At 49.5% G+C, this 20,854-nt stretch carries 19 protein-coding genes and 2 other annotated features (1 of these 21 only partly in view); of the genes, 2 read left to right on the forward strand and 17 right to left on the reverse strand.

Annotation, left to right across the window (positions count from 1 at the left end; translation table 11 throughout):
- Positions 1 to 40: a binding site (T-box leader), on the reverse strand (it extends 209 nt beyond the left edge of the window).
- Between the two features lie 48 nt (positions 41 to 88).
- Positions 89 to 340: a binding site (T-box leader), on the reverse strand.
- Between the two features lie 56 nt (positions 341 to 396).
- From KNQ06_RS10115 to KNQ06_RS10150, 8 genes are all read right to left on the reverse strand, one after another.
- Positions 397 to 1,665 carry a dihydrolipoamide acetyltransferase family protein gene (locus KNQ06_RS10115; protein WP_075642029.1) on the reverse strand — a complete coding sequence of 423 codons (1,269 nt, stop codon included), beginning with the start codon at positions 1,663 to 1,665 and terminating at the stop codon, positions 397 to 399.
- A gap of 14 nt (positions 1,666 to 1,679) precedes the next feature.
- Positions 1,680 to 2,663, reverse strand: a complete 984-nt coding sequence (locus tag KNQ06_RS10120) for an alpha-ketoacid dehydrogenase subunit beta (RefSeq protein WP_023467596.1) — start codon at positions 2,661 to 2,663, stop codon at positions 1,680 to 1,682.
- Positions 2,660 to 3,673: a thiamine pyrophosphate-dependent dehydrogenase E1 component subunit alpha gene (locus KNQ06_RS10125; protein WP_023467595.1), complete on the reverse strand. Its 1,014-nt coding sequence runs from the start codon at positions 3,671 to 3,673 to the stop codon at positions 2,660 to 2,662. The genes KNQ06_RS10120 and KNQ06_RS10125 overlap by 4 nt, the downstream gene beginning before the upstream one ends.
- Positions 3,674 to 3,686: 13 nt before the next feature.
- Complete coding sequence (gene lpdA, locus KNQ06_RS10130) at positions 3,687 to 5,108, reverse strand: dihydrolipoyl dehydrogenase (protein ID WP_214724480.1); 1,422 nt, start codon at positions 5,106 to 5,108, stop codon at positions 3,687 to 3,689.
- Positions 5,078 to 6,181, reverse strand: a complete 1,104-nt coding sequence (gene buk, locus KNQ06_RS10135; protein ID WP_214769096.1) for a butyrate kinase — start codon at positions 6,179 to 6,181, stop codon at positions 5,078 to 5,080. The genes lpdA and buk overlap by 31 nt, the downstream gene beginning before the upstream one ends.
- Before the next feature lie 16 nt (positions 6,182 to 6,197).
- Positions 6,198 to 7,322: a Leu/Phe/Val dehydrogenase gene (locus KNQ06_RS10140; protein ID WP_023467593.1), complete on the reverse strand. Its 1,125-nt coding sequence runs from the start codon at positions 7,320 to 7,322 to the stop codon at positions 6,198 to 6,200.
- Between the two features lie 13 nt (positions 7,323 to 7,335).
- Positions 7,336 to 8,256, reverse strand: a complete 921-nt coding sequence (gene yqiS / locus KNQ06_RS10145; protein ID WP_035398290.1) for a phosphate butyryltransferase — start codon at positions 8,254 to 8,256, stop codon at positions 7,336 to 7,338.
- 144 nt (positions 8,257 to 8,400) lie between these two features.
- Positions 8,401 to 10,056, reverse strand: a complete 1,656-nt coding sequence (locus KNQ06_RS10150; RefSeq protein ID WP_215148126.1) for a sigma 54-interacting transcriptional regulator — start codon at positions 10,054 to 10,056, stop codon at positions 8,401 to 8,403.
- Positions 10,057 to 10,178: 122 nt separating this feature from the next.
- Between KNQ06_RS10150 and KNQ06_RS10155 the strand changes: the two genes are divergently transcribed.
- Together KNQ06_RS10155 and KNQ06_RS10160 are read left to right on the forward strand one after the other, a co-directional pair.
- Entirely contained in the window at positions 10,179 to 10,433 is a 255-nt protein-coding gene (locus tag KNQ06_RS10155) for a DUF2627 family protein (RefSeq protein WP_058265115.1), read from the forward strand.
- Positions 10,434 to 11,108: 675 nt separating this feature from the next.
- Positions 11,109 to 11,687 (forward strand): dihydrofolate reductase family protein, encoded by a 579-nt coding sequence (locus KNQ06_RS10160; protein ID WP_149426976.1) that lies wholly within the window; start codon positions 11,109 to 11,111, stop codon positions 11,685 to 11,687.
- 36 nt (positions 11,688 to 11,723) lie between these two features.
- On the opposite strand, the gene spo0A is transcribed toward KNQ06_RS10160, so the two are convergent.
- From spo0A to folD, 9 genes are all read right to left on the reverse strand, one after another.
- On the reverse strand, positions 11,724 to 12,446 hold the full coding sequence (gene spo0A / locus KNQ06_RS10165; protein ID WP_074668437.1) for a sporulation transcription factor Spo0A: 723 nt from the start codon (positions 12,444 to 12,446) through the stop codon (positions 11,724 to 11,726).
- A 3-nt stretch (positions 12,447 to 12,449) separates the two neighbouring features.
- On the reverse strand, positions 12,450 to 14,156 hold the full coding sequence (gene recN, locus KNQ06_RS10170) for a DNA repair protein RecN (protein WP_023467587.1): 1,707 nt from the start codon (positions 14,154 to 14,156) through the stop codon (positions 12,450 to 12,452).
- A gap of 12 nt (positions 14,157 to 14,168) precedes the next feature.
- Positions 14,169 to 14,618 carry a transcriptional regulator AhrC/ArgR gene (ahrC, locus tag KNQ06_RS10175; RefSeq protein WP_023467586.1) on the reverse strand — a complete coding sequence of 150 codons (450 nt, stop codon included), beginning with the start codon at positions 14,616 to 14,618 and terminating at the stop codon, positions 14,169 to 14,171.
- A 154-nt stretch (positions 14,619 to 14,772) separates the two neighbouring features.
- Positions 14,773 to 15,579, reverse strand: a complete 807-nt coding sequence (locus KNQ06_RS10180) for a TlyA family RNA methyltransferase (RefSeq protein WP_029341099.1) — start codon at positions 15,577 to 15,579, stop codon at positions 14,773 to 14,775.
- 6 nt (positions 15,580 to 15,585) lie between these two features.
- Positions 15,586 to 17,472 (reverse strand): 1-deoxy-D-xylulose-5-phosphate synthase, encoded by a 1,887-nt coding sequence (gene dxs, locus KNQ06_RS10185; protein ID WP_023467585.1) that lies wholly within the window; start codon positions 17,470 to 17,472, stop codon positions 15,586 to 15,588.
- Positions 17,473 to 17,589: 117 nt separating this feature from the next.
- Positions 17,590 to 18,459, reverse strand: a complete 870-nt coding sequence (locus KNQ06_RS10190; protein ID WP_149426974.1) for a polyprenyl synthetase family protein — start codon at positions 18,457 to 18,459, stop codon at positions 17,590 to 17,592.
- Positions 18,456 to 18,677 carry an exodeoxyribonuclease VII small subunit gene (xseB, locus tag KNQ06_RS10195; RefSeq protein WP_023467583.1) on the reverse strand — a complete coding sequence of 74 codons (222 nt, stop codon included), beginning with the start codon at positions 18,675 to 18,677 and terminating at the stop codon, positions 18,456 to 18,458. The genes KNQ06_RS10190 and xseB overlap by 4 nt, the downstream gene beginning before the upstream one ends.
- Positions 18,678 to 18,679: 2 nt before the next feature.
- Positions 18,680 to 20,002 carry an exodeoxyribonuclease VII large subunit gene (gene xseA / locus KNQ06_RS10200; protein ID WP_214804416.1) on the reverse strand — a complete coding sequence of 441 codons (1,323 nt, stop codon included), beginning with the start codon at positions 20,000 to 20,002 and terminating at the stop codon, positions 18,680 to 18,682.
- Entirely contained in the window at positions 19,999 to 20,832 is an 834-nt protein-coding gene (gene folD, locus KNQ06_RS10205) for a bifunctional methylenetetrahydrofolate dehydrogenase/methenyltetrahydrofolate cyclohydrolase FolD (protein ID WP_214804414.1), read from the reverse strand. Before folD ends, xseA begins: the two co-directional genes overlap by 4 nt.
- Positions 20,833 to 20,854 lie beyond the last annotated feature (22 nt).

A 20,854-nucleotide genomic window follows, 5' to 3' on the forward strand; every position in this document is an offset into this window, starting at 1 on the left:
CCGATGTTGTCTCGCTACTTAACTCACTCTACGATTTGTTCGATTCGATTGTATACGAAAAGGGTCTTCTCGCCCATTCATGTAGAACATGAAGGACGGGAAGACCCGCGGTACCACCTTCGTTGACGATGCTGACACCGTCCCCTTTGAAACGAACCGGACCGTTGTCCTGATTCGTCGACCCCGATAACGGGAGGAACCCGTCAGAGCCTACTACCCATTGAAGGGATTCGGTCTGAAGCTCAGAAGGCCATTCGCTTGTTGCCCGATACTGATTCGCACCACCCATCAGCTCTCTTGAATCGTTTCACAAGTTACTTCTCTTCGTCTTTGCTATCGTGTGTTGAATTGATTCTTATATTACGATGCTTCTTCTTCCCTGTCAACTGGAAAAACTCAGTACAAGGAAAGTTGGTTCGGATCAATCGATTCGAGCGCTTGTTTGACAGTTTGTAGGAACTGTCCGGCAACGAGTCCGTCGAGCACCCGGTGGTCGATCGACATACAGAGGTTGACCATGTCGCGTGCTGCAAACATGCCGTTCACCCAAACTGGACGTTTGACGATTGATTCAACGGATAGAATCGCCGCCTGCGGGAAGTTAAGGATCGGTGCTGATTGGATTGAACCGAATGAGCCCGTATTGTTGACCGTAAACGTCCCGCCTTGCATCTCTGCAGACGACAACGTGCCGGCTTGTGCCCGTTTCCCGAAGTCATCAATCGCGCGTGCGATCCCCTTGATGCTTAGTTCATCCGCATTCTTGACGACTGGTACGAACAGAGCGTCCTGCGTCGCGACAGCAAGTGATAGGTTGATCGCTTTCTTTTGAATGATCTTATCTCCCGCCCATGTCGAGTTCATGATTGGATGTTTCTTCAATCCTTCGACTGTCGCCTTCATGAAGAATGGTAAGAACGTCAATTTGACCCCTTCTTGTTTGAAGAACGCATCTTTATGACGATTACGTGCTTCGACCAAGTTCGTTACATCGACTTCGATCATCAACCAAGCATGTGGCGCTTCGTGTTTCGCGCGAACCATGTTCGAAGCGATCGCTTGACGCACACCGGCAGTCGGAATCTCGATGTCGCCCGTTTCCGTCGGTTGTGGTGCACTGACCGGACGTTTTGGTGCGGGTGGTGCTTCTGCCGGAGGCGCTACCGGAGCCGCTTGCGCTTCCGGTTTTGGTTCCGTTGCTTGTGGTGTCGGGATCGATCCAGACTCAATCAATTTCAAGAGATCTTTCCGGGTAATCCGGCCGCCCGCTCCTGTACCCGTCACTTGTTCAAGATCAATGCCGTGTTCGCCTGATAATTTCAAGACCGCTGGTGAATAGCGTTTTTTCATCGATGTATCAGCCGACGTCGTTTCTTCGACAGCCGGTACTTCTTGTTCGGTCGCCGCGACTTCCGTTGATCCGCCGCTGACTTGCATCGTGACGATCGCGTCACCGACTTGCAACGTATCGCCTTCTTCTGCAAGCAGTTTTTCAATCACACCATCAAACGAAGATGGGACTTCTGCCGTTACCTTATCGGTAATGACTTCTGCAATCGGATCATATTTTTTGACAGTATCGCCCGGTTTGACAAGCCACATCGAAATCGTTCCTTCAGTAACACTTTCCCCGAGTTGTGGCATCGTAAGTGTTTCAGTCTTCATTGGTCAGTTCCCCCTTAGTATGCGTGTAACGTCCGGATTTTGTCTTCAATTTTCTCACTTGAGATGTTGAAGAACTTCTCCATCGTCGGAGCGTATGGCATCGCTGGTACGTCTGGACCACAGAGTCGTTCGATTGGTGCATCGAGATCGAACAATGCTTCTTCTGCAATGATCGCCGACACTTCACTCATGACGCTACCTTCTTTATTGTCTTCTGTGACGAGCAAGACTTTCCCCGTCTTTTTCGCTGCTTCGACGACTGCTTCGCGGTCGATTGGATACACCGTCCGCAAGTCAAGGATGTGGACATCGATTCCGTCTTTTTCAAGGCGTGTTGCTGCCTCAAGTGCCATATGAACACATAGCCCATAAGTGATGATCGTCACGTCTTCGCCCTCACGCTTGACGTCTGCTTTACCGATTTCGACCGTATAGTCGCCTTCAGGAACATCCCCTTTTAACAGACGATAGCCTCGTTTGTGCTCAAAGAACAAGACCGGATCATTCGAACGAATCGCTGCCTTTAGCAATCCTTTTGCGTCATATGGATTCGATGGGATGACAATTTTCAGACCAGGCGTCGAGTTGAACATCGCTTCGACCGACTGAGAATGATAAAGTGCCCCGTGAATACCGCCGCCGAACGGTGCGCGGATGACGATCGGACACGTCCAGTCATTGTTCGAACGGTACCGAATCTTCGCTGCTTCACTGACGATTTGGTTGACCGCTGGCATGATGAAGTCAGCGAATTGCATTTCAGCAATCGGACGCATGCCGTACATCGCAGCTCCAATTCCGACACCGGCAATCGCACTCTCAGCGAGTGGTGCATCGATGACACGTTCTTCTCCGAATTGTTCGAGCAATCCTTGTGTCGCCCGGAAAACACCACCACGGACACCGACGTCTTCGCCGAGGATGAAGACGGACTCGTCGCGTTCCATCTCTTCTTTGATTGCACTATTGATCGCTTCGATTAAACTTAACGTCGTCATTTTGTTTCCTCCTCGTCGTACACGTAACGTAATGCATTTTCTGGCGCATCGTAAGCTGCTGCTTCCGCATAAGCCGTTGCTTCGTCGACTTCTTTCTCCATCGCTTGTTCGATTTCAGTCGCTGATTCTTCCGTCAGGACGCCCATTTCAATCAAACGCGCACGGAAGAGTTTGATCCCGTCACGTGCTTTTAAGGCATCGAGTTCTTCAGCAGAACGGTACGATTTATCGTCATCATCGGATGAGTGTGGCACGAGGCGTTCGACTTCAACTTCGATCAAGGTCGGACCTTCTCCCCGTAATCCGCGCTCGCGTGCTTCCTTGACGACTTTGTAGACAGCGAGTGGGTCAATGCCGTCCACCGTATAGCCTGGCATACCATAGCCGATCGCCCGATCAGCAACGTGTTTCGCCGACAGCTGTTTCGAGAGAGGTGTCGAAATCGCGTATTTATTGTTTTCACAGAACAAGATGACCGGGAGTTTATGAATTCCGGCGAAGTTCGCCCCTTCATGGAAGTCTCCTTGGTTTGAAGAGCCCTCTCCGAACGAGACGTAAGCAACGAGTGGTTCCTTACGCATCTTCGCAGCAAGTGCGATCCCGACAGCATGTGGGACTTGTGTCGTGACCGGACTTGAACCCGTGACGATATTCAAGGCACGTGAACCATAGTGTCCTGGCATTTGACGACCACCTGAGTTCGGATCTTCTGCCTTTGCGAATGCCGACAGCATGATATCGCGTGACGTTTGACCGAAGTGTAAGACGACGCCTAAATCACGGTAATACGGCAAAATGTAGTCCGTTCCTTTTTCAAGGGCGAACGCTGCACCGACTTGAGCCGCTTCTTGTCCTTGACATGAGACGAGGAAGGGAATTTTACCCGCTCGGTTCAACTTCCACATCCGTTCGTCGATCTTCCGCGCACGGACCATCGTTTCGAACATCTGAATCGCGTCCTGTTCCGTTAATCCGAGTTCTACTAATTCTTTGAATTCTATTTTTTCCATCCGTAATTCCTCCTTAGGCGTGAACCGCGAGTCCGTCGACTGCAAGTGCTGCTTCACCGAATGCTTCTGACAAGGCCGGGTGCGGATGCACGAGCTGTCCGACTTCCCATGCCGTTGCATTGAGTACGAGCGCTAATCCACCTTCACTGATCAGTTCCGTTGCTTTTGGTCCGACGATGTGAACGCCGACAAGATCATCTGTCTTCGCATCGGAGACGAGCTTGATGAAGCCTGCCGCCTCTCCTTCGATCCGCGCTTTCCCTAATCCGTTGAACGAGAAGCTTCCGACCTTAACGTCCATTCCGGCACGTTTCGCTTCGTCTTCCGTCAAACCGACCGATGCCGCTTCCGGTACGCTGTAGATACAACGTGGTACGAACGCATATTCAAGTGGTGTCGTCGTTCCGTGGACGATCGCCTCGACCGCTTTGACACCTTCTGCTGACGCGACGTGCGCCAGTTGTAAGCGACCGATGACATCTCCGATCGCATAGATATGTTGATCCTTCGTCCGGAAATGGTCATCTACTTGGATGAAGCCATTTTCGACGACGATATTCGTGTTTTCGATCCCGATGCCTTCGACGTTCGCCATTCGACCGATCGCGACGAGCAACTTATCCGCTTCAAGCGTCGTTTGTTCTCCGTTACGGTCGATCGCGATCGAGACACCGTCTTCTGACATCCGGAACGTTTCACTTTGTGCAGCTGCGCCGGTATGAATCTTGACGCCCCGCTTTTTCAATTGACGGGCGACTTCACGACTGACTGCCGCATCTTCCGTCGGTAAAATCCGGTCGCTGAATTCGACGACCGTTACTGCGACGTCAAAATCCGTCAACATCGATGCCCATTCGACACCGATGACGCCGCCACCGATGATGACGATCGACTTTGGCAAATCTGCCATATCGAGTGCATCATCCGAGCTGAGGACATACTCTGAATCAAAAGCGAGTCCGTTCAATGGACGTGGACGCGACCCTGTCGCGACGATCAATTGACGCGGAAGGATCAACTCGCCTTCGCCTTCTTCCGGCTCAACGCTGATCGTTCCCGGCATCGGTGAAAAGATACTTGGTCCAAGAATCGAACCCCGACCATGAAAGACTTCAATCTTTCCTTTTTTCATCAGATGCTGAATGCCTGCCTCTAATCCATCTACGATCTCTTGTTTACGTTGTTTGACCTGTTCGAATCGTAAAAACGATTCCGGTACGTCCACGCCATATGTAGCAGCGTGTTTGACCGTCTGATAGACTGCTGCTGATTTCAAAAAGGCTTTAGATGGGATACAGCCACGATGTAAGCATGTCCCGCCTAATTTTCCTTGTTCCACGATTGCTACCGACTTCCCGGCTTGTGCCGCACGAATCGCGGCGACATATCCACCGGGTCCGCCACCTAGGACAACGACGTCGAATTCTCTAGCCATGTTGGTTCGCCTCCATATTCCTTAACTTCTTCTTCCCCACGTAAGACACGCAACACTCCTTCTGCGAGCGCCTGCAACTCATCTTCACCAGGACTACGTACGACTTGACCGAGGTGGACGATGCGTTCTTCGATCGCACGCGTCAATCGATCACTATAGGCAAGTCCGCCTGTTAGGATGATCGCGTCGATCTGCCCGAACAAGACGGCACTTTGACCAGCGATCTCTTTTGCGATCCGGTACGCCATCGCGTCATATAACAATGCCGCTTTTTCATCGCCTTCTTCAATCCGGCGCTCGATCTCGATCGCGTCAAACGTTCCCAAGTGCGCGACAAGTCCGCCTGACCCAACGACCAGACGCTTCATCTCTTCAAGTTTATACTTGGTACTATAACATAGTTCTACTAGTTGACCAACAGGTAGCGATCCGCTTCGTTCTGGCGAAAACGGTCCTTCTCCATCGAGTCCGTTATTGACATCGATGACACGCCCCTCTTGGTGCGCACCGACCGTAATCCCGCCGCCCATGTGTGCGATGATCAGGCGCAGTTCCTCATAGGGACGTCCGATTTCCTTCGCGTACCGCTTCGCGACAGCTTTTTGATTCAAAGCATGGAAAATACTCTTTCGTTCAAGTTCAGGTAAGCCTGTAATCCGCGCAATCGGCTCGAGTTCGTCAACGACGACTGGATCAACGATGAACGATGGGATGTCGAGTGTCCGAGCAATCTCATCCGCGAGGAGTCCACCGAGGTTCGAGGCATGGACGCCAAAAATACCGCTGAGTAAGTCTTCTCGCATTTCCCGGTTAACGGTGTACGTACCGCTGACGAGTGGTCGGAGCAGTCCTCCGCGTCCTACGACTGCAGTAAGCGCTTTCAAATCAATCTGTTCTTCAGCTAACACTTCGAGTAACACATGACGACGCATCTCCAGCTGCGCTGGAAGCGGTCCTCCGACCGCCTCCGCTGGATGGCGTAACGTCTTCGTGAACACCTGATTCGCCCCTTCGAAGATACCAATCTTCGTCGACGTCGAACCGGGATTGATCGTTAAAATACGTTCGCTCATGGATATCCTCCTCTGATCAGCCGCGTGACCCTAGAATGTTTTTATCACGACGCAGGAACTGGCTGCGGGCACTACGCATCGTCGCAATGCGCTCTTCTGCCATTTTCTCAGCCGCACGGTATGTCGGTAAATGATCGCGTTTTGCGATTTCGAACACTTTCGTGACCGCATCATAGACAAGTTCAACTTTTTTCATAGCACGATCACGGTTGTATCCGTCGAGTTCATCAGCAACGTTGATGACACCACCGGCATTGATGACGAAGTCTGGTACGTATAAAATATCGCGTTCTTCAAGCATGTCACCGTGACGGTCTTCTTTGAGTTGGTTATTTGCCGCACCAGCGATGATCTTGACTTTCAATTGGGGAATCGTCTCGTCGTTTAATGTCGCACCGAGGGCACATGGTGCGAAGATATCTGCTTCGACACTGTAGATGTCTTCTGGTGCGACGATCAAGGCACCGAATGCTTCTTCTGCACGTTGAAGTGCTTCTTGGTTGATGTCCGTGACGATCAGCTTCGCCCCTTCTTCATGTAAATGACGGCACAGATTGAAGGCAACGTTACCGACACCTTGGATCGCAATCGTTTTTCCACCAAGTGAATCTGTTCCGTACACTTCTTTTGCCGCTGCTTTCATCCCACGATAGACACCGTATGCCGTAACCGGTGATGGGTTACCACTTGATCCGAATGCTGGGCTGACACCAGTAACGAAATCTGTCTCCATGTGGATGTAATCCATGTCTGCAACTGTCGTATTGACATCTTCTGCTGTGATGTAACGACCGTTCAGTGACTGGACGTAACGTCCGAATGCCCGGAAGAGTGCTTCTGACTTTTGTGTCTTCGCATCGCCGATGATGACCGCTTTACCACCACCAAGGTTTAATCCAGCGGCTGCGTTCTTATATGTCATCCCTTTTGATAAACGAAGCGCATCAATCAATGCCTCTTCGTCTGATGCATAGTTCCACATGCGAAGTCCACCGAGTGCCGGTCCGAGTGTCGTGTCATGAATCGCAATGATTGCTTTTAGTCCTGATACTTTATCGTGGCAAAATACGACTTGTTCGTAATCTTCCATCTCCATTGTTTCAAAGATGCTGAAGCGTGATTCTACGTTTGTTTCGACCATTTTAAGTTCCTCCTCAGATTGTTTGTTTTACTTTTTTCGTCTGTTGAGCATTTAATAGCGCAAAGGCTAGTGAGTACATTTTTGCTTCAGCTGTATCGGCACGGCTTGTCAAGACGACCGGAGCCCGTGCTCCGACGAGAATCGCCGCAACCGAGGCATGTGCGAAATACATGAGTGATTTGTAGATGACGTTTCCGACTTCGATTTGCGGAACAACGAGTAAATCCGCCTGACCTGCTACGTCTCCCGTTAACCCTTTTTGCTGGGCAGCGACGAGGTTCACAGCATTATCGAGCGCGAGTGGTCCGTCTACAAGGCAATCCTTGATTTGACCACGTCGGTTCATCTGTGTCAAAAGTGCGGCATCAATCGTTGCCTGCATCGTTGGATTGACGACTTCGACGGCTGCTAAGACTGCGACTTTTGGTAAGCCGTATCCGAGAGCACGTAAGGCGGAGACACCGTTTTCGATGATTTTCACTTTATCTTCAAGTGACGGCTGGATGTGAATCGCTGCATCGGTTAATCCGATCGCTGATTCACGCCCTGGTACTTCGAACAACGCGACATGCGACAGGACATTCCCTGAACGCAGACCCGTTTCTTTGTTCAAGACAGCTTTCATGAACGTCGCTGTCGGAACAAGACCTTTCATCAAGACGCTCGCATCCCCTTTGCGAACGGCATGAGCAGCACGTTCTGCCGCTTCTTGTGATGAAGAGGTGTGAGTAATCACGAATTGTGACTCCCGTAATGCCCGTTTTTGAATCATCTGCTGAATCCGTGTCGCATCCCCGAACAAATGAAAACGTGCTAAATCGTTCTCAATTGCTAATGCGACAGCATCCATCACTTCTTCGTCATCCGCAGCTGCAATCGCAACGACGGAATCTTCGAGTCGAGCTGCCTGCTCGACCATTTCATTGAATCTCACCGTATTCCCCCCTCACCTGTCATACATAAATAGTAATAGCAATTTTCGTGCCAATTCAAAAGAGACGGCAGGATAAGCAAGAACGTCTTTAATTTTGCACGCTTTTGCATTTTTTGCAATATATTGCACGCAAAAATTTGCGTTTCACGAATAGATGTTAAATCGTTCCACTTTGTAATAAAGTGCCCGGAGAGAAATCCCGAGTTGTTTCGCGGCTTCTGTTTTGTTGCCATTAAAGGCAGTAAGCGCTTCCCGAATCAACCGTTCTTCGACGTGTGACATCTCATCCGATAAATGCTTGATTTCCTTTTTCTGTCTCGTCGCGACTTTCGTTGTTTGTGGCACGACAAGCTGAAGATGACCTTTTCGTAAGACGGTTTCTGTTTTATCCGTAAAAATCAACGCGCGTCCGATGACATTTTCAAGCTCGCGGACATTTCCTTTCCACGGTTGCTTCTTCATTGCTTCGAGTACATCATCTGAGATCCGTCCGACCGATCGCCCATAACTTTGATTCAATTTACGGAGTAAGTGTAAGGTCAATGGCGCGATATCATCCGGACGCTCACGTAGTGCCGGTATGTGAATCGGTAACCGATTAATCCGGTAGTAGAGATCTTCTCGGAACTCATTCATGATGATCTTCTGCTCCAGATTCGCATTCGTCGCCGCGATAATCCGGACATCGACCGGAATGGCCTTCGTACCACCGACGCGAACGACTTCATTTTCCTGTAACACCCGTAACAGTTTGGCTTGGACGTCGAGTGGCAGTTCGCCGATCTCATCTAAGAACAGCGAACCCCCGTGTGCTTCTTCGAAGTATCCACGCTTACCACCACGTCGCGCTCCTGAGAACGCGCCTTCCTCGTACCCGAATAGTTCACTTTCGAGTAACGTCGGTGCGATTGCCGCACAATTGACGCGGACGAATTGTTCATATTTACGTTCGCTCGCTGCATGGATTGCATGCGCGAACAGTTCCTTGCCGGTTCCGGATTCACCGCGAATCAAGACATTGACTGGCATCGTTGCCGCAAGTTTCGCTTGATCGACGACGAAGCGCATCGCTTCACTCTCGGCGATGATATCATCGAATGTATATTTGGCTTCGAGCGTCCGGATTTTTTGTCGCGCTGCCTTCAATTCTTTGGCGAGTGCCTTCATTTCCGAGATATCCCGAATGACCCCAACGGAACCACGGACTTGTCCATCGACGATGACGGGTGCCGCGTTGACGATGATATCGCGTTGATCTTGCCCGATCTTCATACGAACATCTCGAACGTTCTCGCCCGTATTCAAGACTTTCAAATGAACGGATTCCTGCATTCCGATATCGGCACTTGCCGGTTTTCCGACGACGTCTCGCTCCGTGAAACCGGTCATGCGCGTATATGCTGGATTGATCAGCATCGTCTGTCCGTCTTGATCGGCGACGGAGATTGCTTCGCTCGTACAATGAATGATCGCTTCGAGCATTTTCTCTTTTTCAGTCAATCGCTCGAGCAACACTCTGACGAATTCCCCCGGTAAGACCGCCGCTCCCGGAAAATCATGAATCAATTGCTCAAGTACGCCATTTTCTCCTGTAGCGTCAATGATGAAATCGACATCAGCTCCTTCAAAAGCTGACCAGCTCGTTTCGATCCGAATGTCCGCACGCCGTGCAAGCGCCACCCCAGGCGCCTCCATGTTTGGATCGACGAGACCGATGACCGTTAATAATGGTGAACGTTGAAACGCATGTAGGACTTCTGTTCCCCCTTGACCAGCCCCGACGACGAGTAGATGATGCATATGAATTCCCCCTTTGAAACTGCTTACATTTCTATCGTACTCGGAATAAAATAGGGAAGCAAACCCGATTCGCAGAACGATCGATTTTTTGATACAATACGCTTGGAAAGGAGTGGCGTCCTATGCGTATCATTGGTTTGCTCTCATTATTAATCCCCGGCATCATCGGCGCGATTGGTATTAAGCTCATGCGTGATAGTGTTTTTCTAATTGCGCAAGTGCCGTTTAAATACTTAGGCGATGCGGCTTACGTATATGTACTGCAAGGTCTCGTTGGTTTGGTTCTTGCGATGGGTGGCATTGGATTTGTCGCAGGATATGTCTTTTATCGCGATCGAAAACGTGGAAAAGTCTCCGACCGCTATCAAAAAAAATGAACACAGAAAAAGGTCCCCATCTCTTGAACTCATTTCAAGCGCGGGACCTTTTACTCGTATAAAATTGGTTTCACTTACGGATGAACTCCTCTCATAGTTAGAACTATTCGTGTACTCCAAAACCTTAGGTGTTCCTCTTAATGAAGAGGTAGAAAGAAATCAGATCTGGCTATCGGGCTAACGATAGAATGGTGTTTCAGTTCCATCATCTGACTGTACTCGGGACCTAGGTGGAGCGTAATGTCATCCGCTTGAAGCAGTCAAACATTCGGTTGCTAACAATCACTGCTAGACAACACTCCTTTTCACGAACTGTACTTTTCATTTTAGACGATCCGTTACCTTCCACTTTTCCCTAGCTTCGAAATCATGGAAGCTCCCATTCATTCGAGATTTCCCATCTAGAATGAACAAGATACCTTGGTACGACTTCTACCAAGAGAATGTCGTCCGGCATTCTTGAGCCATTTACAGTTGGCGTTCTGAGATGATGTTCATCAACAGGATTTCCGGAGTCCTTGTCGACTCGACGTTCATCTGACGTCTTGCCAAATCATTTGGTACCTTTATTATAACAAACATTTCAGTTTATGCAATATTTATTTGCAAGCGCTTTTATATATTTTTAGCTTTACGGTATGCTATAAGCAGAACGTAATCGAAAGGAGATCTTTCATGCGAAAAATCATCGTATTCGAACATCTATCGTTAGACGGTGTCGTTCAAGCACCGAGCGGAAAGAATGAGGATGTGAGCAACGACTTCGAACAGGGTGGATGGACTGCTCCATTTCAGCATCCCGAGATCGGTCAGGTCATCCGTGGATGGATGCAAGAGGATTGCGCCCTGTTACTCGGTCGCGCGACTTACGAGCAATGGTCGAGTTACTGGCCACTCCATGCAGATATCTGGCCAGTTGCCGATCGTGCCATGAAGTATGTTGCTACGCGTCATACACCACCTATTCGTTGGCAGCCGACGACATATTTGAATCAACCGACTTCTGAACTAACACGCTTGAAACAACAGGACGGACCACCGCTTCACGTCTGGGGTAGTAGTCAACTCGTTCATACGCTTTATGAAGCTGATCTGATCGATGAACTTCGATTGATCCACTATCCAGTCATCGTCGGTTCTGGTAAACGTCTATTTCCCGACAACGGAATGACGCCCCTCACTTGGAACGTCACGAAACGACACACGTTCGATAACGGCGTGTTGATCGCTTACTATGAACGGGATCGGAACTAAAAACACACCGTCTATCATTCAGACGGTGTGTTTCCTTTAACCAGATTGTTCTTGATTCATATGACTCGAAACATACGAGATGAATTCCGAGTTCTTCGGACTTTTCTCTTGTTCGATCCGACCATTGAAGAGCTCGTGCTGTTGCATCCCTTCGTTCCAAGCGGACTTGATGGCGTGACGCATCGCTCGTTCGACGCGAGATGCCGTCGTTTGATGTTTTTTCGCAATCGTCGGATAGAGTTCCTTTGTGATCAATCCAAGTAAATCTTCCCGTTCTAGCACCATTAAGACAGCGTCCTTTAAATACGTGAAGCCTTTAATATGCGGAGCAATCCCCACTTCTCGCAGTGTCGTACCGACTCTTAAGTCAATTGTTTCGACGATCGGTGCTTGTCCTTGATGCGTCACGAGACGAATTTTTTGAACGAGCTGATCCATGCTGAACGGTTTAAGTAAGAAGTACGATGCTCCGAGAGTGACCGCCTGTTGTGAGACCTCATCCTTACCGAAAGCACTCAACATGATGACAGCAGGGTTCTTCTTTTTCTTCATCAATTCTTCGAGAACACCAAGCCCATCTAAATGAGGCATGATGATGTCGAGAAGCAATACATCCACTTCATGTTCTTTCATACGTTCGAGACAACTCTCGCCATTGTAGGCGACGCAAACGACTTCCATGTCTTCTTGCGCAGAGATATGCTGGCGAATCAGTTCGACCATTTCGCGATTATCATCTGCTATCCCGACTTTAATCAATCCTTACACCCCATTTTTAAGCGATTCTTTCATCGTCTTCGCCTGATCCATCAATTCCTCGGCATGGCGTAACGTCAAATCCGTCATATGTGCACCGGAAATCATCCGTCCTAGTTCGTTTCCTCGATCTGACTGAGACAAGACGTTGACCTGTGTCGTCGTACGATCCGTCTCCTCGATTTTCCGAATATAGAGATGTTGATCGGCCATCGAAGCGACTTGCGGTAAGTGCGTAATACAAAGCACTTGTCCGTCTACCGATAATCGATAGATTTTTTCAGCCATCGCTTGTGCGACACGACCCGATACTCCTGTATCGACTTCATCGAAAATGATCGAAGCAACTCCGACCGAGCGCGAGAAGATTGACTTCAGTCCGAGCATGATACGAGATAACTCCCCGCCCGATGCAACTTTTCCGAGCGACTTGAATGGCTCTCCCGCATTCGTCATGATGAAGAACTCCACTTGGTCGATTCCGTTCTTGCGTAGCATCGGTGTCTTCCCGTCTTGAAGAAAACGAATTTCAAACCGTGCTTTTTCCATGTAGAGCTCACGCAACTCCAGATGAATCGCTTCGCTTAATTGAACGGCCGCTTTTCGACGCTGTTGCGACAGACGCCCACCTATCTCAAACAATTCGCCTTCGAGCTGTTCGACTTCGGCTTTTAAGCGTTCAATCCGTTCATCTCGATTCGTCATCGTATCGAGTTCAACTCGAATCTTCTCCCCATACGCGATGACTTCCTCGATCGTCGCTCCGTATTTTCGTTTCAGTTGTTGAAAGACGGATAAACGTTGTTCGATCTCATCGAGTCGATTGGAATCGAACTCAAGTGTTTCGAGTTGATCTCGAATCGCATACCCGACTTCTTCGAGTCCATAAAAAGCGCTTGCGATCGCGTCACTCTGCTGCGAAAACTGTTCGTCGATGCTTGATGCTTGTTGTAATTCACGCATCGCGTCTCCAACAGAGTCGATGCCGCGCATCTCATCATGCAAAGCATCGTACGCTGTCTTTAACGACGCATATAGCTTCTCGAAATTCGCGAGACGATTTCGTTCGACGAGCAACTCGTCTTCCTCATGTGCTCGAAGTTTTGCGCCTTCAATCTCTTCCGTCTGGAACGATAGTAGATCAATCCGTTGAGCGAGTTCTTGCTCACTTTGCGCGAGCGATTGCAGCGCCGTCCGTTTTTCTTCATACGCTTGATAACCGGATTGATAGGCTTGAAGGAGCGGTGCAATCGTCTCTTGCGCGAAGTCATCGAGAATCGCTTGATGATACGTACTGTCCATTAAATGCTGATGTTCATGTTGCCCGTGCATGTCGACGAGGACACGCCCGAACTCCCGTAAGATCGTCAGTGTGACCAGCTTATTGTTGACGCGACAGACACTTTTCCCGGTCGCGAACAGATCACGTCGTAAGATGATCAATCCATCTTCGATATCGATACCATACTCTTCTGCGAGATCATAGACGAGATGGTCGTCTTCAATCAGAAACAATCCTTCTAGCTCCGCTCGATCTTCCCCGTATCGAACGAATTCCGCGGATCCACGTCCACCAATCAATAATCCGATCGCGTCGAGAACGATCGATTTACCGGCACCTGTTTCCCCAGTCAAGACGGTCATTCCTTTTTTAAAGTCGATCTGTAGCTCGTCAATGATCGCAAATTGTTTGATCGATAATTCAGCTAGCATCCTGTCAACTCCTTACAGCATTTCTAAAATTCGTTCCGTCACTTCTTTCGCTTGTTCCTCACTTCGTGCGATCAATAGGATCGTATCGTCCCCACACACCGTGCCAAGCAGTTCGTTCCAGCTCAAATGGTCCAGTAAGACAGCGACTGCATTCGCATTTCCCGGCAGGACATGCATGACAATCAGATTTTGAGCAGAATCAATCGAGATGAAGCTGTCCCCGAGCAGACGCCGCAATTTCCCGAGTGGGTTGAAGCGTTGGTCGGCAGGTAAGCTGTATTTATAACGTCCATCATTCAACGGGACCTTAACGAGGTGAAGTTCCTTGATATCTCGTGATACCGTTGCCTGTGTCACCTTATATCCTGCATTCCGTAATTCCTCTACCAATTCATCTTGGGTTTCTACTTCCGACTGGGTGATGATCTCCCGAATCTTAATCAACCGTTGCCCCTTTGTCATCCCTGCACCTCACAGTATTCTTCGATGTTACTATTGTAATCCAATAAATCATTAAAAGTCCACGTTTGCCATTTTATTATACGGTTTTCGTCGCTCCGAACAATAAGGAAGACGGACCCATGAACCGGATCCGTCCTCGTTTTCATCTGTTCGTTTAAAGACTAGCATGTGCTTGCTTGACTGTCTCTGTCGCATGGACAGATGGATCAAGTCCTGGTTGACCAAGGCGCGCATGCAATAAGAACTCGATGTTCCCCTCTCCACCGGTAATCGGCGAATAGTCGAGCTGTTTCACATAGAACCCTTGTTGAATGAAGAATTCAACCATCTCATCGAGGACGCGGACATGAATCCGTTCATCCCGCACGATGCCTTTTTTACCGATGTCATCACGCCCCGCTTCGAATTGCGGTTTGACGAGCGCCATGACATCTCCTCCTTCGACGAGGATCGTCTTCAGGGGTGGAAGCATCAACCGTAACGAGATGAATGAGACATCAATCGTCGCAAACTGTGGCGCAACAGGGAACATATCTGGTGTTGCGTGCCGAAAGTTCGTTTTCTCCATCACCGTCACACGATCATCCGAACGAAGCTTCCAGTCCAGCTGATTGGAACCGACATCAAGCGCATACATATGCGCTGCTCCATTTTGTAAGGAGCAATCGGTAAAGCCACCCGTTGACGATCCGATATCGAGACCTGTTTTACCAGCGACATCGAAATCGAATACTTGAAGTGCCTTTTCCATCTTGAAGCCTCCACGACCGACATAAGGCATCAACTGACCTTTAACATGCAGGTCGATGTCCGACTTGACCTTCTCACCAGCCTTCTCTAATCGTTCCGTACCACTAAAGACCAGTCCAGCCATGATTGATCGTTTCGCTTTTTCACGCGTTTCAAACAAACCGCGCTCGACGAGAAGAACGTCGAGGCGGATTTTTTTTACATTTTCCATGAATCGTCACACACTCTGTTTCTTTCCTTGATTGACGAAAGCGCGTACTTCTTCTGCGATTTGTCCAGGTAATAATCCGATTTCTTCCAGTAATTCGTTCACACCGCCGTGCTCGATATACCAATCTGGAATACCGAAGCGTTTGACGCGTGGGAATGCTTCCTGCTCGTTGGCATGCTCAAGGACAGCTGATCCGAATCCACCTTTTAAGACGGCTTCTTCGAGCGTCACAAGTGGAATGCCTTCTGCGTAAAGGGCATTCAGCATCTTCTCATCAAGCGGTTTGATCGTCCGAGCATTGATGACACGAACCGACAGTTCGTCTGCTAGGAGATCCGCGATTTTGAGTGCATCTTGTACTTGTGGTCCGAATGCAAGGATCGCGACGTCCGTTCCTTCGCGTTCGACTTCCCATGTATCAAGCGAAATTTCATGCAATGTCTCGTCCATTGGTACACCGATACCTTCTCCACGTGGGAAACGAACGGCGATTGGTCCTTCATATTTGACGGCTGAATAGAGCAAGTGTTGCAGTTCGTTCTCATCCTTCGCCATGACGATCCGGATGTTCGGTACGTGACGCATGAAGGCAATATCGAAGACGCCTTGGTGTGTTTCACCATCTGCGCCAACGAGACCTGATCGGTCAATCGTAAACGTCACATCTAGATTTTGACGCGCCACGTCGTGAACGAGCTGATCGTATGCACGTTGGAAGAAGGTCGAGTAGATCGATACGACAGGTTTCATGCCTTGCGTCGCTTGACCAGCTGCGAACGTCACAGCATGTTGTTCTGCAATTCCGACGTCAAACATCCGCTCTGGGAATTCTTTTTCAAAACAATCGAGTTTTGAACCGACGCTCATCGCTGGCGTGATCAACGTCAGCTTTTCATCATCGCGTGCCATCTTCGTCAAAGTATCCGCTACCGTAAAGGAGTAACTAGGTGCTTTTGATTTTCCTTTAATGACTTCGCCAGACTCCATCTTGTATGGTCCAAGACCATGCCATGTGCCGACGCCATCGAACTCTGCCGGACGATAGCCTTTCCCTTTTTTCGTGATGACATGAAGCAGGACAGGACCTTCTTCTTTTTTCACGTAATTGAGCTGTTCGATTAAATCATCAAGATCGTGCCCATCGACTGGACCATAATAGTTGAAGCCGAGCTCTTCGAAGAACATGCCAGGAACAAGTGCGCCTTTAACAGCTTCCTTCAACTTCTCGCTTCCTTTTTCAAGACGTCCGCCAATGACCGGAATCTTTTTGATCAACGTTTCAAGCTCGTCTTGGGCAAAACGCACTTTACGTGACGAACGAATTCGTCCAAGCATTTGATGCATCGCCCCAACGTTTGGTGCAATCGACATCTCGTTATCGTTCAAGATGACGATGACGTTTTGTTGTTCTGCTCCAATATGATTCAATGCTTCGAGTGCCATCCCACCTGTCAACGCACCATCACCGATGATTGCGACTGCACGATCACTCTTACCGCTCAGTTCATTCGAGACAGCAATCCCCATTGCTGCTGACAAGGACGTCGAGCTGTGTCCTGTCTCCCAGACGTCATGCACACTCTCATTACGTTTCGGGAACCCACAGAGTCCTTTGTGTTGACGGAGCGTATCAAACTGGCTCGCGCGTCCTGTCAAAATCTTATGCACGTATGCTTGGTGCCCGACATCCCAGACGAACTTGTCATTCGGACTGTCGAATTCACGATGCAACGCAAGTGTCAACTCAACGACACCGAGGTTCGGTGCCAAGTGTCCACCTGTCGTCGCTAATTCTTCAATCAAAAAGCGTCGAATATCGCCTGCGAGTACTTCGAGTTCGGAGACCGACATACGCTTTAAAAATGACGGATCCTGTATTTCTGTCAATTTCATACCTTACCGCCTCTTTTCCTTACAATCTTATAGGGTTTGTACCCTACATTGTACTAGAACAATCTATCGAGCGCCATTATCAGCATAGAAAAAGACGACGCAGATGCGTCGTCCTGCTTAATGGTCGCGCTTGACCACGAAGTCGAGCAGTTCCTTAAGTGTCGTCGCTTCGACTGATAATGCATCAATCGCTTGTTCCGCTGCTTCCACCTGAGCTGTCAGTGCGCGTTTCGCTCCTTCAAGACCCAGTAATTTTGGATACGTTGCTTTTTCGTTCCCTTCGTCGCTACCAACCGGTTTGCCGATTTTTTCAGCATCTCCCGTCACGTCCAAGATGTCATCTTGGATTTGGAATGCGATTCCGAGATGGCGACCGTATTGCTTCAAGTGCTCAAGATCCGTCGAGCTGACCGAGGCAAGCAAACCACCCGCTTCGACTGCAAAGACGAGGAGTGCTCCTGTTTTCCGACGGTGAATCGACTCAAGCTCCGCTACGTCATTGATGCCGCCACGCTCACCGAGCATATCGTCGAGCTGACCACCGACCATACCCGTAGCACCAGCCGCTGCTGCTAACCGTTCGACAAGTGCAAGCTTCACTTCTGGCGAAGCTGGTGTCTCAAGAAGACAGCTGAAGGCGTTCGTGAGCAAGGCATCTCCTGCTAAAATCGCTGTCGCTTCATCAAAAGCGATATGATTCGTCGGACGCCCTCGACGCAAATCATCATCGTCCATTGCGGGAAGGTCATCGTGAATCAGTGAGTATGTATGAATCATCTCAAGTGCCGCAGCAGTCGCGTCACCTTTTGAACGATCGATGGAAAAAGCATCGAGTACCGCATAAATCAAGGCTGGGCGAATTCGTTTCCCACCCGCATCGAGTGAATACCGCATCGAATCGCGTAAACGATCCGGTGCGTCGAGTCGCTCCATGAACTCTTCCATTTTGTTTTCGACTTGTGTCTTCCACTCATTCAAAGCAATCATTGCGCTCCTCCTTTTTCCCGAAGCGTACCATCTTGCTCCAGGATTTGATCGAGTTTTTTCTCAGCAACGGATAACTTTCCTTGGCAAAGAGCCGTCAGTTTGACGCCTTCTTCATATAGAGCCATCGCTTGTTCAAGAGGAGCTTCGCCCTCTTCGAGTAACGTGACGATTTCTTCTAATCGTTCCAGTGCTTCTTCAAAAGATTGTTCCGTCTCCATTCTTACTCCCCATCCTCTCGTTTAGCACGAATCGTTCCATCATGGAATCGGATATCGAACGAAGACGCTGTCAATGCCTTCGCGGAACGGACAATTTGTCCATCCTGTTCGACATACGTATAGCCGCGCATCAGAACATGCGTCGGACTGACGGAGTCGAGTCGCGCGAGCACATGACGCACCTGTTGTTGCTTCGATTGTAAAAATCGACGAACGATTTCGAGTCGACGTCGTGATTGTTCAATCGTCGCCCGTTGTTGCACGAAGCGATCCCGCATCGGCACACGCATTAAGCGTGTGTCAAGACGCTCCACCTGTTGCTGGTGTTGCGCTACTACTTGCTTGATCTCCTTTTGGAGTGCCATCTCTGCTCGGTCCAATTGTTCCTGCTTCAGTCCGAGTAGGACGCGTGGTGATTTCAGACCGTAGCTCGCAGCAAGCCGTGTCACTTGCTCCTGCTTACTTTTGAGAAGTTGTGCATACGTTCGTTCTAAACGACGCTCCACATCCTGCACCCGTCGAGATAGTGCCTCTGCTTCCGGAGTGACGAGTTCTGCCGCTGCCGTTGGTGTAGCAGCACGAACGTCGGCGACGAAATCACTGATCGTAAAATCCGTTTCGTGACCGACGGCAGAGACGATCGGAATGCGTGATTCAAACACGGCTGTCACGACAGACATCTCATTGAATGCCCACAGCTCCTCAATCGAACCACCACCACGACCAATAATCAATACATCACAGGCATCATGCTCATTCATCAGCTGAATGGCACGACTGATTTGTGGTGCCGCGTCCACTCCCTGTACAAGGACCGGGGCGAAGACGATGGCCGCTTGCGGATAACGGCGCCGGAGTGTCGTTGCGATATCATGAAGCGCTGCTCCTTTTGGCGACGTGATGATCCCGATTCGCTCGGGAAACGCTGGCAACGATTGTTTGATGGCTGGATCAAACCAGCCACGCTCTTCAAGATCCACCTTCAAGCGTGAGAACGCCTCATATAGCGCTCCTACACCATCTTCCGTCATCCGTTCGACATAGAGTTGCATCTCTCCAGAAGAGACGTAAACGGATAAGCGCGCGGTGACGACGACACGCATTCCATCGCGAACGTCTGCTTTGACTCGACTCGCATCCCGGGCAAACATGACGGCTTTCATCCGTGACTGCTCGTCCTTCAACGTAAAATAAAGGTGACCGGAAGAGTGTCGTTTAAAGTTCGACACTTCTCCCACCACCTGGACTTGTTGCAGAAGGGCGTCGCCTTCTAGTTCACGTTTGACATAGTGGACTAAATCGGAAACGTGAAGAGGTTCGCTCATCGCGCAGCCTCGATCGTGTTATGCAGTAGCATCGTGATCGTCATCGGACCAACGCCACCCGGAACAGGTGTAATCATCGATGCAACGTCTTGTACCGTATCAAACTCGACATCACCGACGAGTTTGCCATCGACACGGTTGACACCAACGTCAATGACGACAGCATCCGGTTTCACCATATCCGCCGTAATCAGCTTCGGTACGCCGACTGCGACGATTAAGATATCCGCTTGACGCGTCATCGCACCGAGATCTTTTGTCTTGGAATGACAATAGGAAACGGTAGCCGATTCATTCAAGAACAACATACCGACGGGTTTACCGACGATTTGGCTACGACCGACGACAACGACGTGTTGACCAGCAATCGGTATGTTCATCTCTTTGACGAGATGAAGAATGCCGTTTGGTGTACACGGTAAAAATGTCGGTTCACCAATCATCATTTTCCCGACAGAGACAGGATGAAAACCATCGACGTCCTTTTCAGGAGAAATCGCAAAAATGACCTTACTCTCATCAATGTGGTCAGGCAACGGCAATTGGACGAGAATCCCATGGACACTCGCATCAACGTTCAGACGGTCGATCAAGTGAAGAAGCTCTGATTCCGTTGTTTCTGCCGGAAGTCGGATTAACTCCGAATCCATGCCGATTTCCTTCGCCGCCTTTTCTTTACCACGTACATAGGACTGACTAGCAGGATCTTCGCCAATCAGGATGACAGTCAATTGCGGTTGAATCCGCTGTTCTTTCAGACGTGCGACTTCTTCTTTCAGCTTCATACGATATGAATGGGCTACCTGTTTTCCATCGATTACTACTGCCATGATTTGTCCACTCCCCCAAAAA

Origin of the sequence: Exiguobacterium sp. s91, assembly GCF_018618915.1 — a bacterium.
Lineage (GTDB): Bacteria > Bacillota > Bacilli > Exiguobacteriales > Exiguobacteriaceae > Exiguobacterium_A > Exiguobacterium_A abrahamii.

What these genes read in the sequence shown, in the direction of transcription:
- KNQ06_RS10115 (WP_075642029.1), bottom strand. Translation starts at nt 1,665, where the DNA reads ATGAAGACTGAAACACTTACGATGCCACAACTCGGGGAAAGTGTTACT.
- KNQ06_RS10120 (WP_023467596.1), bottom strand. Translation starts at nt 2,663, where the DNA reads ATGACGACGTTAAGTTTAATCGAAGCGATCAATAGTGCAATCAAAGAA.
- ahrC (WP_023467586.1), bottom strand. Translation starts at nt 14,618, where the DNA reads ATGACAAAGGGGCAACGGTTGATTAAGATTCGGGAGATCATCACCCAG.
- dxs (WP_023467585.1), bottom strand. Translation starts at nt 17,472, where the DNA reads ATGAAATTGACAGAAATACAGGATCCGTCATTTTTAAAGCGTATGTCG.
- KNQ06_RS10150 (WP_215148126.1), bottom strand. Translation starts at nt 10,056, where the DNA reads ATGCATCATCTACTCGTCGTCGGGGCTGGTCAAGGGGGAACAGAAGTC.
- KNQ06_RS10155 (WP_058265115.1), top strand. Translation starts at nt 10,179, where the DNA reads ATGCGTATCATTGGTTTGCTCTCATTATTAATCCCCGGCATCATCGGC.
- KNQ06_RS10180 (WP_029341099.1), bottom strand. Translation starts at nt 15,579, where the DNA reads ATGGAAAATGTAAAAAAAATCCGCCTCGACGTTCTTCTCGTCGAGCGC.
- recN (WP_023467587.1), bottom strand. Translation starts at nt 14,156, where the DNA reads ATGCTAGCTGAATTATCGATCAAACAATTTGCGATCATTGACGAGCTA.
- KNQ06_RS10160 (WP_149426976.1), top strand. Translation starts at nt 11,109, where the DNA reads ATGCGAAAAATCATCGTATTCGAACATCTATCGTTAGACGGTGTCGTT.
- lpdA (WP_214724480.1), bottom strand. Translation starts at nt 5,108, where the DNA reads ATGGCTAGAGAATTCGACGTCGTTGTCCTAGGTGGCGGACCCGGTGGA.
- xseA (WP_214804416.1), bottom strand. Translation starts at nt 20,002, where the DNA reads ATGAGCGAACCTCTTCACGTTTCCGATTTAGTCCACTATGTCAAACGT.
- KNQ06_RS10140 (WP_023467593.1), bottom strand. Translation starts at nt 7,322, where the DNA reads ATGGTCGAAACAAACGTAGAATCACGCTTCAGCATCTTTGAAACAATG.
- KNQ06_RS10190 (WP_149426974.1), bottom strand. Translation starts at nt 18,459, where the DNA reads ATGATTGCTTTGAATGAGTGGAAGACACAAGTCGAAAACAAAATGGAA.
- buk (WP_214769096.1), bottom strand. Translation starts at nt 6,181, where the DNA reads ATGAGCGAACGTATTTTAACGATCAATCCCGGTTCGACGTCGACGAAG.
- folD (WP_214804414.1), bottom strand. Translation starts at nt 20,832, where the DNA reads ATGGCAGTAGTAATCGATGGAAAACAGGTAGCCCATTCATATCGTATG.
- KNQ06_RS10125 (WP_023467595.1), bottom strand. Translation starts at nt 3,673, where the DNA reads ATGGAAAAAATAGAATTCAAAGAATTAGTAGAACTCGGATTAACGGAA.
- xseB (WP_023467583.1), bottom strand. Translation starts at nt 18,677, where the DNA reads ATGGAGACGGAACAATCTTTTGAAGAAGCACTGGAACGATTAGAAGAA.